We start from the raw sequence: 16,131 nt of genomic DNA, 5'->3' as shown, positions 1-16,131 counted from the left end.
CAGAATCATGTCGACTGTCATTAAGCCCGAAGACCGCAAGCCCAAAGCCATTCGTAGCGGGGCGAGCCGGTTAAACGATAAGGCAAAGTCCGTTGCCGACGAGATCACCGCGCCGGTTCCGCCGACCGAGGTCGCGAAAGTAGAGAAGGTCCAAGCGACCTCGTTTGCCGGCGAGGCTTTAAAACTCGGCGGCAAATCTGATGAAGAGGTCCGTCGTCTCGGCACCGTCGACGCGGCCGACGACGTCGTCGAGACCTTGTTCGAAGAACGCTATCGAACGGCAAACAGCCCGCTGCACCAGGCGGTCTGGGAGAAAAGCACGCCGATCGAACTCTTTGACACCGCTCAACCGTTGCCGCCGTCTGAAGCCGCGGTACCGGTCATGCAAAAGTCGCTGTCGATCCTGCGTCGCCATCGTCAGGCGAATACACTATTGGATGACAAACGAAAAATCTCCGATGAAGTCCTCAACGAGTTGGGCGAGGCCGGCTATTGGGGACTGCTCATCGACGAAGAGTACGGGGGTTCGGGGGCGACCTTTACACAGTTCGCTCAGTTTCTAACTGACGTTGCGACGATCGATCCGACGACGGCGGGCCTGGCGTCCGTTCATGGCTGCATTGGCGCCGTCGACCCGGTCCGCACGTTCGGAACACCCGAGCAAAAAGAACGTTTATTGCCGAAGCTGGCTTCGGGGGAACGGCTCTCCGCCTTCGCATTGACAGAGCCGGGAGCGGGGTCTGATTTGACGGCCTTAAAGACAACCGCCGTTAAGGACGGCGACTCTTACGTGCTTAACGGCGAGAAGCTCTTTATTACGAACGTTCGCCCCGGACGGATGATCGGCGTCGTCTGCCTGATTGACGATGAACCTTCCGTGCTGGTGGCCGAATTGCCGGAGGAGCAGAACGAGCATTTTCAACTGAAGAAGTATGGCCTGTACGCATTAAAGTATGCTTACAATCAGGGAATCGTGTTTAAGGATTTCCGGGTGCCCGCGGAGAACCTGCTGATCCCGGACAGCGGTGACGGGCTGACGATCGCCTACCACGGGTTAAACCGGGGGCGAATTTCTCTGTGCGCCAATGCCGCCGGGACGATGCGGCAGATGATGGCCGACATGCTGCCCTGGGCACGGTATCGCCGGACGTACGGGGAACCGATTGCCAAGCGTGAACTGGTGGAGCGCCGATTGGGACATCTCGCCGGCCTGATCGTCGCCTGTGACGCATTGACCGAGTGGGGCTCGGCCCTGCTCGATCTCGGGTTCCGGGGCGAGATGGAATGTATTGTGGCCAAGGTCTTCGGCAGCGAAGCGCAGAAGGAGGCCGCGATCGAGTTGCACATGAAGACCCACGGGGGTCGCTCGTTCCTGGCCGGGCACATGTTCGGCGACAACATCCACGACATGCTCGCCCCCTGCATCTATGAAGGCGAAGGTGAGATGCTGTCGATGGCGTTCTTCAAGTCGCTCGTCAAGCAGCACGGGATGCGTTATTTCGAGCCGATCGGTCGTGTGCTTTCAGAGTCCGGCATCAAGCAGCCGAATCCGATGAACCCGGCCCATGCCTGGGCGCTGAAGGGACCGCTGATGAACTATGGTCGATGGTGGCTGGGGCACCAATTGTCGGGCCACGCCACTTTCGACCTGCCGGACATGCCGCGTGAACTAAGGCCACACGCGGAATATGCGGCTGAATTCCTTTCCAATTCGTCGTCGGAAATTTCGGCCACGATGCGGAAGCATCAACTGAAGCTGGCCGACCGGCAGTGCCGGATGGCGGAGCTCTCAGGCCGAATTCAATCGGCCGTCGTCATCCTCTGCACCTCGCTGTATGCCGCGCGGCACGACGATGAACTGATCCGCGGTGCGGCTGAGGGGATTTGCGAGAAGTTGACGAACGACCTCACGGGCCGGCGACCGAGCGATCGGTACTTCAAGAACGTGACGAAGCTGGGAGAGAAGATCGCCGACGGCGGCTTCCCCGGCCTTCCAAAGACCGGCGACGAAGAGATCATGATGCGGTACGACTGATCGCAACGACGGACTGAGACCGGTGATTCCGCTGAAGCCCGCTCGACCTGCCATCAGGTCGCGCGGGCTTTTTTCGTCAGATTCCCACTTCGTCGGTCGAACCGAAGATGGCCCATAGTGCACAAAATGTCGCATTTACGCCGAGGTCCCGGAAAAGTGCGTCGAAGGCGGTCTGATAGTAAAAAATCGGCATCGAGCGATTCGGCGTCTTGACAGATCAGCAGGCCGTCGTTTCGATGCAACTTGAGGACTTCTCATAAACTTGAGTCGATTTGCCGGTTTTCTCAGCAATTTCTGAATTCGGCGAAATAACGGACTTTGCGGATCGTCGTGATTGCGTCGTGGGGGTTCGATTCTGACCTGCTGCACAAACTGCTGACATTCCAGACAAGGCCGGCCGGTTCGGTCATTGATTCTTGCGTTTTCCGACTGCCATCAAGGAGGCACTATGCGCGGAGCCAGCAACTTCAGTCGCCGTAACTTTCTGCACGTCGGGCTATGCGGCGGACTCGGGTTGACGCTTGATCAATTTCTGAGGCTGCGCTCGGCCCAAGCCGATCTGAAGCACTACGAATCAGTCGAAGGCACCGCGAAGTCGGTCATCTTTATCTATCTTCCGGGAGGCGCGGCTCATCAGGAGACGTTTGATCCCAAGCCGCTGGCCCCGCAGGAATACCGTGGCCCCCTCGGCTCGATCGAGACGTCACTGCCCGGTGTGCGTTTCAGCGAAAAACTTCGCGAGACCGCCAAGATTGCGGACAAGATCACCGTCTGCCGCTCAATGACTCACGGCGAAGCCGCCCACGAGCGCGGCACGCACAACATGTATACCGGGTATCGGCCGAGCCCCGCGCTCAGCTACCCCAGCATCGGAAGCGTGGTCAGCCACGAGTTCGGTCCCCGCAAGAATATGCCGCCTTACATTTGCATTCCGCGGCAACCGAATGAATTCGCCGGCACCGGCTATCTCAGTTCGTCATACGCCCCGTTCAGTATCGGGTCCGACCCGGCGAGCAAGGGCTTCAAGGTGCAGGATCTTCAGCTCCCCAATGGCGTTGACGATGCCCGCTTCACCCGCCGACGGTCGATGCTCGACGCCGTCAATTCGCATCTGCGAGAGCGGGAATCGTCCGACGCCGTCAGCGCTGTCGATACGTTCTACGATCGTGCTTACTCGATGGTCAGTTCGCCCGAGTGTCGCGAGGCGTTCAACCTTGATGCGGAGCCGGGCGAAGTCCGAGACCGCTACGGGCGGAACCAAGCGGGTGCCCGAATGCTGATGTCCCGCCGATTGGTCGAGGCGGGGGCCCGATTCGTCACCATGACCTACGGCGGCTGGGACATGCACGGCAACATCGAGGCCGGCATCGACAAGCAGGTGCCGTCGCTTGATCAAGCGTTCGCCGCGTTGATCAACGACCTCGACGAACGAGGCCGGCTCGACGAAACGCTTGTGTGCATCGCGAGCGAATTCGGACGCACGCCGAAGATCAACCCGCAGGCAGGTCGCGATCACTGGCCGAAGGTCTTCAGTGTCGTCATGGCAGGCGGTGGCATTCGCCGCGGCTCAATTTACGGGTCATCCGACCCCACCGGTGCCGAGCCGCAGGACAACCCGCTGACCGTCGCCGACTGGGCTCACACACTCTATCACTGCCTCGGCATCGTCGGCGACAAGGAACTGATGGCGCCGGGTGATCGCCCGATCGAAATCGTCGACGGCGGTAAACTGCGAAATGAGCTGCTGGGGTAGGCGCGAGCAAACGGGAGGGCCCGGACGACGTCCGGGTCGCGCAGCAACAAGAGTACTCGGTGCGAACGCCGAAGAGTTATCTCGGCTTCGAACTTGGCTCGAAAGATTGAGCTGAATGCTCTTGCGGCTTTGCCGCCCGGACGTTGTCCGGGCCACTCAAGTAAATCTTATTCGCGACGGGCATTCGCCGAATTGCTACTCGAAAAAGCGTCTTATACATCCCGGCTTCGCCGCCGACTGATACTTTTAAGCACGTGAGGATATTTATGCTGCGACAACTCGCCGTCGCCTTTGCCGTTGCGTTCATTTCGGCTCCTCTGTTGCAGGCCGCGACGCCGCAACTCAGCGTGATCCTGCCACGGGGCATTCAACGTGGGGCGGAAAGCGAACTGACCTTTCGCGGCAGCCGACTCACCGACGTCGAAGAGGTCATGCTCTACGACGAAGGCATCGAGGTCCTGAGCGTCGATCCGGACGAAAAGGGCCGCGTTGTCAAAGTGCGCGTTCGCGCGGCCGAGGACTGCAAACTTGGCGAACAGCGCGTCCGCCTGCGGGCGAAGACCGGGCTCTCGGATGTCGCGACGTTCGTGGTCGGACCGTACCCGTCGGTCGACGAAAAAGAACCGAACAACGACTTCGAGGCGCCACAGCAAATCGATCGCAACATCACGATCCACGGCGTCGCCAATCGGGAAGATGTCGACTACTTCGTCATCGATGCGGCCGAGGGGGAGCGTATTTCGGTTGAGGTCGAGGGCGTCCGCCTCGGCAGTCGAAATTTCTTCGACCCGTATGTCGCCATCTTGGATGAAGATCGTTTCGAACTGGTTGTCGCCGATGATACGCCGCTCGTGCGGCAGGATGCGGTCGCCTCGGTCATCGCACCGAAGGACGGTCGCTACATCATCGAGATGCGCGAGAGCACCTATCGCGGTCGCGGCGATTCCTACTACCGATTGCACGTCGGAACGTTCCCTCGCCCGACGGCGGTTTACCCACCCGGCGGTCCGCGGGGCGGGTCGATCGACCTGCGATTTATCGGCGATCCCTCCGGCGCGATCGAGCGAAACGTCACGTTGCCGAGCGAAGGAGACTGGACCGAGCTCGAAATCGCCGACGACACCGGCGTCGCCCCGTCGCCCCATCGCTTCCGGTTGGCAGACGAGCAGAACATCCTTGAGCAGGAGCCGAACGACGATCGCAAGCAGGCGACTCCGGGCGTGCTGCCGTGTGCTTTCAACGGGATCATCGAGAAGTACGGCGACGTCGACCACTTCAAGTTTTCGGCGAAAAAGGGGCAGCGATTTGACCTGCAGTGTTACGCTCGCCGCCTGCGTTCGCCGCTCGATCCGGTCGTCAACGTATACCGCCTCGAAAACGGGCAGGGCATCAAGGGAAATGATGACCAGCGCGGTCAGCTCGACAGCGGTTTCGACTTCCGCGTGCCCGAAGACGGTGAGTACGTGATCCGCGTGCGAGATCACCTCGGCCGCGGTGGCAAGAATTTCGTGTACCGCATCGAGTTCGTCGGCGGTGAGAAGTCGATTTCTTTTGGCTTCCCGCAATACAGCCGCTACGGACAAGAGCGACACTACATGACGATTCCCCGCGGCGGTCGGTTGGCGAATATCTTCAACGCCCGTCGCAGCGGGATCGGTGATGGGGTCGCGTTCAACTTCGAGGGCCTGCCGGAAGGCGTCACCGCCGTCGAGCTGCCGCTTTCCAAGGGTTCGAACAGCACCCCGATCCTGTTCACCGCCGCTGAAGATGCACCGTTGGGCGGAACGCTCGTCAATGTGCGTCCGAAATTGGCCGAGTCGGGCGAGGAAGTCGCCGGGGGATTCTCTCAAGGCGCGACGATGACGCGCGGCCCCGGCAATAGTTCGATGTGGAACATCTCAACCGATCGGCTCGCCGTCGCGGTCGTCGAATCATTGCCCTACTCGATCGAAGTGAAGCCGCCGACGGCTCCTCTGATTCGTAATGGACGGGTCAATCTGCCGGTGACGATCCATCGGGAGGAAGGTTTCGAGAAAGATGTCACCCTCGAGTTCCGCTACCGCCCGCCGGGTGTGAGCGCCCGCTCGAATCTGAAGGTGAAGAAGGACCAGTCCGAGGCGAACTATCAGCTCAGCGCCAACGGTAAGGCGGCTTTGGGAACGCATCAGGTATTCGTGTTCGCCCTTGCCGACGACGGCGGACCGACGATGACATCGTCGCAGTTGTTCGAAATTCAGATTGAAGACCCGCCGGTCACGGTGAACCCTCAACAGGTCGCCGCGGAGCAGGGGAGCGAATTGCTCGTCCCACTCAAAGCCGTATGGGCCGAGGGGGCCTCCGACAGCGTTCTCGTTCGGCTCAAAGGACTCCCGCACAGGGTGACGGCCGATGAGTTGACGCTCACACCGGGCATAACAGAGGCGGCCTTCACCCTCCAGATCGACGCGGAGAGCCCGACCGGGGTCCACAAAGGTCTGTTCTGCGAGGTCGAGCAAACCTTCGGTGAAGAAACGGTGCAGTATCGAGGCGGCGGAACGCACCTCCGCATCGATAAGCCCCGTAAGCCGAAGCCGGAGAAAAAGCCGAAGGCTGAGTCTCCCCCGAAAGAAGAGGCTGCTCCCAAGAAAGAGCCGCCCAAGAAGCCGCTGTCTCGACTTGAACTGCTCCGGCAGCAAGCCGAGGAAAATCGCACGCAGGACTGACGCTGTTCAAAACGAATCTCGCTTCCACCGACGGAACTGTTCTCCGCAAGGAATTCTGAAATATGCGACGCCATTCCCATCGCATCGCCCTGCTGGCCCTCGTTGCCCTCACGGCTGCCCCTGTCACTGTTGCCACTGCCGCTGAACCTGCAAAGCTCTTCGTGTTTCCGGAAAGCGTCGACCTGACGACCGGGGCCGATCGGCAACCGCTCGTCGTGCAGGTCGAGTACGCCGACGGGGTCACTCGCGATGTCACCGCTGAGGCGAAATTCGAATTGCCTTCGGATGCCTGCGCATCGCTCGAAGACACGACGCTTCACCCGTCGCGCAACGGCGAGTCGACGCTGAAGGTTCGCTACAAAAAGCTGACGCGTGAGATCCCGATTAAGGCCAGTCGCGTTGAGTCGCACCCCGATTTGAGCTTTCGGCTCGACGTGATGCCCGTCTTCATGAAGTCGGGCTGCAATATGGGAAGCTGCCACGGTGCCGCCCGCGGCAAGGATGGCTTCCGCCTGTCGCTGTTCGGCTTCGATCCCGAAGGCGACTACTACCGGTTGACCCGCGAATTGGCCGGTCGTCGGATCAACGTCGCTTCTCCCGAGCGCAGCATGTTGCTCGAGAAGTCAGTCGGTGCGGTCTCCCACACCGGCGGCCAGCGGTTCGATGAGCAAAGTGAATACTACGAAACCCTGCGTCGCTGGGTCGCCTCCGGCGCGGTCAATGACACCGGAGAAGTCGCGACCTGCACCGAGGTTGAAGTCTTTCCGCCCGGGGGAGTCCTCGCCGGCAAAGGTGCCGCGCAAAAGCTGATTGTCCGCGCAACGTACTCCGACGGCACCGATCGCGATGTGACCAACCTCGCGTATTTCATGACCAACAACGAAACGTCAGCCGCAGTATCGCAATCGGGTCAGGTCACTGCGGGTGAACGCGGAGAGGCCTTCGTCACAGCGCGGTTCGGCACACATACGGTCGGTGTGCCGTTCATCGTCGTTCCCGAAGATCAGTCGTTTGAATGGCCCGGTATCGAGCCTTCGAACTACATCGACGAACTCGTCCATGCCAAGCTGAAGAATCTGCGGATGACCCCGTCAGAAGTCTGCACGGATGAGGAGTTTCTCCGCCGCGTGCACCTCGACATCATCGGTCGACTTCCGGCCCCCGAAGAGTACGAACGCTTTCTGGCCAACAAGAACCCGGACAAGCGGGCCAAGTTGATCGACGAATTGATTGAGCAGAAAGAGTTCGTCGAGCTGTGGGTGATGAAATGGGCGGAGCTGCTGCAGGTCCGCACGGTCCGCAACCGCGTCGATCCCAAAGGAATGTTGCTCTACCACGCGTGGCTGAAAGAGCGAATCGCCGGCAACGTGCCGATCGATCAGATGGTTCGCGAGATGCTCTCGGCCAACGGCGGAACCTTCGAGAACCCGCCGACCAATTACTACCAGGCCGAGCAGGACTCCCTCAAAGTTGCCGAGAACGTCGCCCAGGTCTTCATGGGGATGCGGATTCAATGTGCCCAGTGCCACAACCATCCGTTCGATCGCTGGACGATGGACGACTACTACGGCTTCTCGGCCTTCTTCTCGCAGATCGGACGGAAACGGTCGGACGATCCGCGGCAGCAGATCATCTACAACCGCGGCGGGGGCGACGTGAAGCACCCGGTAACGAAGAAGAACGTCGCGCCACAATTCCTCGGCGGAGCCGTCGCCGATGTGAAAGGCAAAGATCGCCGCAAAGTACTCGCCGATTGGCTCGCCTCGCCCGACAACCCCTACTTCGCCAAGAACCTCGCTAACATTGTCTGGGCACATTTTCTGGGCCGCGGAATCATCGATCCGGTCGACGACGTGCGCGTCACCAACCCGGCAGTCAATCAGCCGTTGCTCGACGAGCTCGGTGAGCGGTTTACGAAGACCGGGTACGACTTCAAAGAACTGGTCCGCGACATCTGCAACTCGCGGACGTATCAGCTCAGCACGCGATCGAACGATTCAAACGCGTCCGACCTGAGCAATTTCTCACACGCCCATGTCCGACGGATGCGGGCCGAAGTGCTGCTCGATTCGGTCACTCAGGTTACTGAAACGTCCGACAAGTTCAGCGGTTTGCCCGCCGGTGCCCGCGCTGTGCAGATCCCCGACGGCAACACGTCGACCTACTTTCTGACGACTTTCGGTCGGGCCTCGCGTGAAACACCTTGCTCCTGCGAGGTGAAGACGGAGCCCAACCTGTCGCAAGCGCTGCACATGCTTAACGGGAACACGATCGACGGCAAGATTCGGCAGAGTTCCGTTGTGAAACAGGCTCTCGCCGACAAGGTCGAGCCGAAGGAATTCCTCCGTGACATCACGATCCGCTGCCTCGTGCGGGAACCGACAGACAAAGAGACGGAACGGTTTCTCGCTGAGGCCGAGCAGTTGGAAGACCGACGTGCGCTCTACGAGGACGCCTTTTGGGCCCTTCTCAACTCCCGAGAGTTCTTGTTCATCCAATAAATACCTGCGTGGCCCGGACAACGTCCGGGCGGCGCAGCCGCAAGAGAATCCTGCTCGGCGTCCCGATGTCCTAGTTCAGCCTCACCATTTTATCAGAGTTGAAGCTGAATGCTCTGGTCGCTTCGCGACCCGGACGATGTCCGGGCAACTCCCCGATCTTAATCTTCTCTGGTTGAGTTAATCATGTTGAAGTCACTTGGCCGCCCGCTTGTCGCGATCGCAAGTCTTGTCATCCTTCCCGGACTCTTGTTGGCCGAAGACAATGCTTCCACGAAGCCGAAGGCGCCCAAATACACCTTCGACAAGCACGTCAAACCGATCTTCCGCGCCAAGTGCGCCGGCTGTCACAATGCCAGTGACAAAATCGCGGGCCTCGATCTGACCACCTATGCCGGTCTGATGCAGGGGGGCGGAGCGGGCGACTCGATCGAACCGGGCGATGCTTCGGCGAGCTATCTCTACATGCTCGTCAGTCACGAGAGCGAACCGACGATGCCGCCGGAGTCGCCCAAGATGGCCGACGACAAGCTCGCCATGATCCGCGAGTGGATCAACATCGGTGCTCCCGAGAATGCCAGCAGCAAGACCAAAGGCCCGGCCAAGAACGCCGCCTTCGACTTTGTTGCCCCCTCCTCCGGACGACCCGCCGGACCGCCGCCCATGCCGGAGCGGCTTTCGAAACAACCGGTCGTCACGAGCGAACGTCCCGGAACGATCACCGCCCTCGCCGCCAACCCATGGTCGCCGCTCGTGGCCATCGGCGGCGAACAGCAGGTCGTCCTGTACGATGCCGCGAAGCTTGAGTTCTTGGGAATTCTCCCATTCCCTGAAGGCAGTCCTGAGCAACTGACCTTCAGCACCGACGGTCAACTTCTCATCGCCGGGGGCGGCCGCGGGGCTTATCTCGGAAAGGTCGTCGTGTGGGATGTGAAGTCGGGCCAGCGCGTGATGGAAGCCGGCGACGAGACAGATACCGTCCTCGCCGGCGAACTCTCCCCTGATCGTCGCTTCATCGCCCTCGGCGGACCGAAGCGCGAGGTCAAAGGATTCGCGGTCGAAGACGGTTCGCTCGCCTACACCATCACCAAACATACGGACTGGGTGACGGCTCTCGCATTCAGCCCCGACGGCGTGCTGCTCGCCACGGCGGACCGAGCCGGTGGGCTGCATCTGTGGGAAGCGTGGACCGGCCGTGAATTCCTCACGCTCGAAGGTCACAAAGAAGCGATCACCGCCCTGTCGTGGCGGAGTGATTCCAACATGCTCGCCTCATCAAGCGAGGACGGCAAAATTCGGCTGTGGTCACCCTCCGACGGCAAGAAGCTCAAAGACTTCGGTGCCCACGGAGGCGGAGTCAGCGATGTCGACTTCACCCGCGACGGCAAGCTCGTCTCGGTCGGTCGCGATAAAACCGCCAAGCTGTGGGACGCCAACGGCAAGCAGCTCAAGACATTCCCCGCGTTCAGCGACATCGCCCTCGCCGTCACCAGCAGCGATGAAACCGGCCACGTGATCGCGTCGGACTGGTCGGGCGAAATCCGCGTCTTCAACACTGAAGATGACAAGGAAGTCGACAAACTGATTCCGAACCCTCCAAGGCTCGAATCTCGGATCACGGTCGCTCAAGCAGCCGAGAGTAAGGCCACGAAATACCGCGAGAGCGAAGAAGCAAAACTGGAATCGCTTCTCAAAGATCAATCCGAATGGAAGACGCAGGAGTCGAACCTCACGAGGAAGATCGCCGAACTCGACAAGCAAAAGGCATCCGCGACCGAAAAACTGAGTGCCCAGAAGATGAAGCTGGCCGCAGCCGAAAAAGCCGCAAGCGAGGCGGCTCAAAAAGAGAAGTCACTGCGAGAGGCAGAACCTGCCTTGAAGGCCGCACTGGAATCCTTAGCCGCCGCATTGAAGGCATTGCCGCAGGATCAAGACCTGACGCAAGTCAGCAAAGAACTGGAGCAGAAACTCGGAGCCACTCGGAAATCAATGGCCGAGACGGCAAGCCTGCAAACAGCCCAGAAGTCGATTGCCACGGCCGCGCAATCGGCCATCAAAGCGGCCGAAGACGTCGTCAGCAAAGCGGAAGCTGCAATTCCTGCGGCGAAGCAGCAACTCGACGGACTTCGCCCCAAGCTCGCCGAGGTCGCCAAGGCGGTAGAAAGGCAGCAGGCGGCCGTGAAACTGGCAGAGACTGCTGCCAAGGCTGCGGGCGACGAACTCGCCCGTTGGCAGGATGAGCTGGCGTTCGCATCCCAGAAATAGCACTGCCAATGCGTTCTGTGGACTCGGGTGCCGGAAAGTGCGGTGCCGCCGCGCGCTCTGATTTCCTCACAGAATCTTCATACCAGACTTCGTTGACTCGGCTGTCGGCGCCCGTTGTAGTGATGGCGATTCGCGAACTGCCACAAGGGTGCGTATCATCGAATCGGGGTATCACCCAATGTTCTGCAGCCCCTGCCGAACATTGGGTGATGTCGCCTATGGAAGAATCGCCGTTTGATTAGATTTGGAGATCGCGGAAATCCGAAGCTTGGCCTTCGAACCGCGTCCGCACTGTTTCCGTATGACCGATTCCACTCAATTTGCCGAACCGCCGACGGAAGCTCCCGTCGCGGCTGATGTTTCCGGCAAGGAGGCTGACGCCAACGTAGTCGAAACCGTGATCGCGCCGCGGCGGGCGTGGCAGTTGATCGACGTCGCGGAACTTTGGCGATACCGCGACCTGTTTCTGCTGCTTGCCTGGCGAGACGTTTCGGTTCGCTATAAGCAAACGTTTCTGGGCATTGCCTGGGCGATGTTGCGGCCGGCACTACTGATGATCGTCTTCACGGTTTTCGTCGCCCCCGCGATTGGGGCCGATTCAGCCACGACCGGTTATCCGGCATTCGTCTACTGCGGAATGTTATTGTGGACCATGTTCTCCACTGCGCTGTCGAGCGCCTCCGAAAGCGTTGTCGGCGCTGAAAGACTCATTACAAAAGTCTATTTCCCCCGACTGTTAATCCCATTCGCCGCGGCAGCTCCCGCCGTGGTCGATTTCGCCGTCGGCAGCCTTCTGATGGTCGGACTCCTGATCGCTTACGGCATCGTGCCCTCGGTGACGATTTTGCTCAGCCCCCTGCCGATTCTGGCGGCCGCCCTGTTGGCGATGTCGATCGGTTGCCTTCTGGCGGCTTTGAACGTTGTATACCGTGATGTGCGGTACGCGATCCCATTTCTCATTCAGGCGGGGCTCTTCGCGACCCCCGCCATTTACCTGCCGGCGATAACAGCCCCGACAGAGGCATCAACCGAAATCGCCACTCCCGCCGAGCGTCCCCAACCATTAAAATCAACCAGCGGGCTGCGTTACTGGGCGACGACACTCAATCCCATGAACGGATTCGTCGACTTCTTCCGCGCGACGCTGACTGGAAGCCCGCTACCGTGGCAATCGTTCGGCATCGGCTGCGCAACTATTGCTGTCATTGTGCCCGTATCGGCGATCATTTTCCGGCGGTTCGAAAGTTCTTTCGCCGATCTCATTTGAAATCGATTTCGCTTCACAATGACCGACTACGCGATCAAAGTCGAAGGCCTCTCCAAGCGGTATCGCATCGCCGATACGCAGGAGAAAAAGAGCTATCGCTCCCTTCGCGAAGATCTCGTCGAGGGTGCCCAAAATATTTTCCGCGGAGCGAGCAAAAGACATGATTTTTGGGCCCTCAAAGACGTCAGCTTTGAAGTCAAGCCGGGCGAGGTCGTGGGTGTCATCGGCCGCAACGGCGCCGGCAAGAGCACCCTCTTAAAAATTCTCAGCCGCATCACCGACCCGACCGAGGGCCGCGTCCACCTCAAAGGACGCGTCGGCAGCCTGCTCGAAGTCGGCACCGGCTTTCATCCCGAACTGACCGGCCGCGAGAACATCTACTTAAGCGGCACCGTCCTCGGCATGACCCGCGCCGAGATTAAACGCAAGTTCGACGAAATCGTCGACTTCGCCGGCATCGAAGAATTCCTCGACACCCCTGTAAAACGCTACAGCAGCGGCATGAGCGTCCGCCTCGGCTTCGCCGTCGCCGCCCACCTGGAACCCGAAATTTTAATTATCGACGAAGTCCTCGCGGTCGGCGACGCCGAGTTCCAAAAACGCTGCCTCGGCAAAATGGGGGAGGTGGCCGAAAGCGGGCGAACGGTATTCTTTGTCAGTCACAACATGGGGGCTGTAACCCGCCTATGTGCTTCTGCCATCCTTATTGCTGCAGGACAAGTCGTCACGCTTGGCCCAACTTCGCAAGTAGTGAACCAGTATGCGAGTTCGGGACGACATGAAGAACTCTCAATGAGCTTAGTGGACGCTAAACGTTTTCGATTTTCGAACTTCAAATTTGCAAACGTTAGGATCAGTTCATCACAGCAAGGCGACCGCGCATCTCTTTCCTGCAGCCGCCCTGCTCGTTTCGAACTCGACCTAGTTTCAAATGACCAGATGCCAAAGCGAAACGTCCGAGTGACCATCCAGGTCTCTGACCAAAGCGGATCGCCTGTGGCTGTCCTCGACACGAAGATCGCCTGCGAAAATTTCTTGGAGCTTACACCGCCATGCACGGTATGCTGCGATGCTCAATCTCTGAATTTTACACCCGGAAATTACATTGCCTCGCTATATCTCGTGGTCAATGGAATTCAATCCGACGTGATGCTTGATGCCTTTTCCTTCACTGTCGAAGCCGACGCCTTTTTCCCCTCGGGTCTCTTGCCCGATCGAACCAAACATGGCCCGGTGCTCATCTCGCAGAATTGGCACGTGATCGGTAAATAGATGATCTACCATTCAGACAGTAAAATGAAGACTCCTCGGTTTGTTACTACCATCTACGGCAACAGGTACTTGCCGTTTCTTGAGACATTGCTTGCCTCCCTAAGCCATGTATACGGTCAATTCGACGCAATCGTTCTCTTCGATGAAGTTTTGCCGGCGTCAATTGCGACGTTGGCAAAAACTTTCCCAAGCGTGGTTTTTGAACAATATCGACTAAATGCCGGAACGAACCCTCGAATCCGGATTCCGATGAAGTTAGCTGCTTGGGCCCACGCGGCTGAATCAAATCAAAGTCGTCCTCACGTATTTATCGACTGCGATACCATCATTCTCGATCGAATTGAAAAACACTTGCCAGCGGATGCGGACGTCGTTTACACGTGGAAGGCCGAGAAATTCCCGCTGAATACAGGTGTGATGCTCACGCGTGACGGAGAGGTTGCGGCGCGAGTGTTTGCCGACCTTTTACGCCGTGTTGAGCACATATGCTCAGACGAAGACTTAATTCAAGAGGCAGACGATTCATACGGCGCAGCAGATCAGTTTGCCCTGGCACAGTTGCTGGGACACACAAATTGGAATCAATCTTCTGAGTTATCGGTTCGCGGGCAGAATCTGACTTTCGCGGGCTTGCCATGTTCAATTTTGAACGAAACGAATTGTGTGCCCATACGAAAAGGCACTGCTGTAGTTCACCTTAAAGGTGGTTGGCACCCGATCCTTTTGGATAACGCTCCGTTTAGCACAAACAGACCGAAGAGAGAGTGCACAGAACTGTATCGATTGTGGCAAGAGACGAGCGATCACGCCACCACACTTCTAGCGACGACAGTCTGCCTGAGTGCTTCGGAGACCAACATTCACCGATTTCGTCGATTGAATTTCACTTTCGCCGAACGCGGCATTCTACATAGTGAAATGTGCTTGGCATGCAGTGTAAGTAAGTCATTAGAAGTTGATTATGTACTCGAGTCTGGAAGGTTTCTCGGGCAAAGCACTGATGTCTTAGCCAAATTTTTTTCCAGCGAGCCTGTGCCAGTAGTAAGCGTTGAACTTCTGCATGACGACATCGCCCGCCAGGCAGAAGAACGTCTTGCCGCACACAAGAATCTTAAACTGCTTTACGGAGACGCGCATCGCGTACTTAGGGAACAGATCGCTCTGCGGCCCGGAAAGGCCTGCTCCGTTCTGATAGATGGGCCAAAAGGCTTGGAAGCTCTTACTTTGCTCAAAACTCTCATGGAGGAATTTGAGGAAGTCAAAGTTGGATTCATTCATGACATGCGCCAAGGAACGCGGCAGCGTTCGATTGCATCTGCGACATGGAAACGTTGTTTTTTTTCAGACGACCCCGACTTCCTTAAAAGCTTCGCTCACCTCGACAACGACTGCCGTCCAAGCTGCGCTGAAACTGTGACCGAGCATTCATGGCGGCCGTTTCGCAAGGGAATGCAATATATTGCCGCCTATGGTCCTACCCTTGGTGTTTTCTTTCGCGAACGAGAATTAGAGTTTCCAAGGAATCAGGGTCCGAAGTCGGCGATTCGTCGCCTGATCAATCAGGCGACGCAAATTTGGCCGAAACCCAAAGAAAAGCCCCATAAAGGTCACACTACACAATGCGACAATAGGCTTTATGCCTTTCCGACAGTGATAGATGGAAAAGGTTCGTGGGAGCATCAACACTTTCGCCCTGATCGGTGGAGAGATGACCATAAATCATTTGATGAGTTTCTGAAGCTTTCGCTAGTTCTTGTACCGTCAAGACGTGCGATATTTGTCCACGTGCCGAAGACCGCTGGATACTCAATACATCGCGGCATTATTGATCGATATGCTAGTGATGCAATCACGGCACCAAATCTACCTTCACCGCTTGACGCAGCAGAATGGATAGATTTCTTTCGTTTCTCAGTCGTTCGGTGTCCGTGGGACCGGATGGTTTCAGCGTTCGAGTATAGTCGGGGAATGCCAGGAGAATTCGGAAGAACTTTTGAGGAATTTGTGCTTGAGGGAGCCTGGGACGAAAATGGTCACGCTCGAAATAAGCATTGGCTGCCACAGCATCAGCATCTCTTTCGAGAAGACAAGACGCCGTTGGTCGATTTCATTGCCCGATTCGAGTCGTTACAGGAAGATTGGCAAGTAATTGCAGACCGCCTCATTCTGCCGAAAAAGCTTCCCAAGCTTAACCAATCGCAAAGACACCGAGAGCTGAGGCACTACTATACTGATCGACTGGAAGAGAAGGTGTTCGCCAAATATCGATTGGATGCTGAGTATTTCGGGTATTCGTTTCCCGGCTAAGGCGTCGTATCATTTTATAGAAATAGCAATAT

The 16,131-nt window shown here is 58.0% G+C and carries 8 protein-coding genes; all 8 read left to right on the top strand.

Translation table 11 applies throughout. The annotated features are described in order from the left end of the window. The first annotated feature begins 7 nt into the window (after positions 1 to 7). The gene (locus tag Pan189_RS00660) at positions 8 to 2,035 is read left to right on the top strand and encodes an acyl-CoA dehydrogenase family protein (protein WP_145362049.1); all 2,028 of its coding nucleotides are present in this window, start codon (positions 8 to 10) and stop codon (positions 2,033 to 2,035) included. Between the two features lie 448 nt (positions 2,036 to 2,483). Continuing rightward, positions 2,484 to 3,788 carry a DUF1501 domain-containing protein gene (locus Pan189_RS00655; RefSeq protein ID WP_145362048.1) on the top strand — a complete coding sequence of 435 codons (1,305 nt, stop codon included), beginning with the start codon at positions 2,484 to 2,486 and terminating at the stop codon, positions 3,786 to 3,788. Positions 3,789 to 4,054: 266 nt separating this feature from the next. Beyond that, complete coding sequence (locus tag Pan189_RS00650) at positions 4,055 to 6,490, top strand: peptidase (protein ID WP_145362047.1); 2,436 nt, start codon at positions 4,055 to 4,057, stop codon at positions 6,488 to 6,490. A 62-nt stretch (positions 6,491 to 6,552) separates the two neighbouring features. Continuing rightward, on the top strand, positions 6,553 to 8,991 hold the full coding sequence (locus Pan189_RS00645) for a DUF1549 domain-containing protein (RefSeq protein WP_145362046.1): 2,439 nt from the start codon (positions 6,553 to 6,555) through the stop codon (positions 8,989 to 8,991). A gap of 183 nt (positions 8,992 to 9,174) precedes the next feature. Continuing rightward, positions 9,175 to 11,253, top strand: a complete 2,079-nt coding sequence (locus tag Pan189_RS00640; protein ID WP_145362045.1) for a WD40 domain-containing protein — start codon at positions 9,175 to 9,177, stop codon at positions 11,251 to 11,253. A gap of 301 nt (positions 11,254 to 11,554) precedes the next feature. Beyond that, a complete protein-coding gene (locus tag Pan189_RS00635) occupies positions 11,555 to 12,520 on the top strand; it encodes an ABC transporter permease (protein ID WP_145362044.1) in 966 nt (321 codons plus the stop codon). Between the two features lie 18 nt (positions 12,521 to 12,538). Further along, positions 12,539 to 13,792: an ABC transporter ATP-binding protein gene (locus Pan189_RS00630; protein ID WP_145362043.1), complete on the top strand. Its 1,254-nt coding sequence runs from the start codon at positions 12,539 to 12,541 to the stop codon at positions 13,790 to 13,792. Next, entirely contained in the window at positions 13,793 to 16,099 is a 2,307-nt protein-coding gene (locus tag Pan189_RS00625; protein WP_145362042.1) for a sulfotransferase family 2 domain-containing protein, read from the top strand. The last annotated feature ends 32 nt before the right edge of the window (positions 16,100 to 16,131 follow it).

This window comes from Stratiformator vulcanicus (genome assembly GCF_007744515.1).
Taxonomy (GTDB): domain Bacteria; phylum Planctomycetota; class Planctomycetia; order Planctomycetales; family Planctomycetaceae; genus Stratiformator; species Stratiformator vulcanicus.
Note: the sequence above shows the minus strand (reverse complement) of the source record. Positions and strands in the feature narration are given on the sequence as shown.

Coding starts and splice junctions, on each gene's coding strand:
- Pan189_RS00660 (WP_145362049.1), top strand. CDS start 8: ATGTCGACTGTCATTAAGCCCGAAGACCGCAAGCCCAAAGCCATTCGT.
- Pan189_RS00655 (WP_145362048.1), top strand. CDS start 2,484: ATGCGCGGAGCCAGCAACTTCAGTCGCCGTAACTTTCTGCACGTCGGG.
- Pan189_RS00650 (WP_145362047.1), top strand. CDS start 4,055: ATGCTGCGACAACTCGCCGTCGCCTTTGCCGTTGCGTTCATTTCGGCT.
- Pan189_RS00645 (WP_145362046.1), top strand. CDS start 6,553: ATGCGACGCCATTCCCATCGCATCGCCCTGCTGGCCCTCGTTGCCCTC.
- Pan189_RS00640 (WP_145362045.1), top strand. CDS start 9,175: ATGTTGAAGTCACTTGGCCGCCCGCTTGTCGCGATCGCAAGTCTTGTC.
- Pan189_RS00635 (WP_145362044.1), top strand. CDS start 11,555: ATGACCGATTCCACTCAATTTGCCGAACCGCCGACGGAAGCTCCCGTC.
- Pan189_RS00630 (WP_145362043.1), top strand. CDS start 12,539: ATGACCGACTACGCGATCAAAGTCGAAGGCCTCTCCAAGCGGTATCGC.
- Pan189_RS00625 (WP_145362042.1), top strand. CDS start 13,793: ATGATCTACCATTCAGACAGTAAAATGAAGACTCCTCGGTTTGTTACT.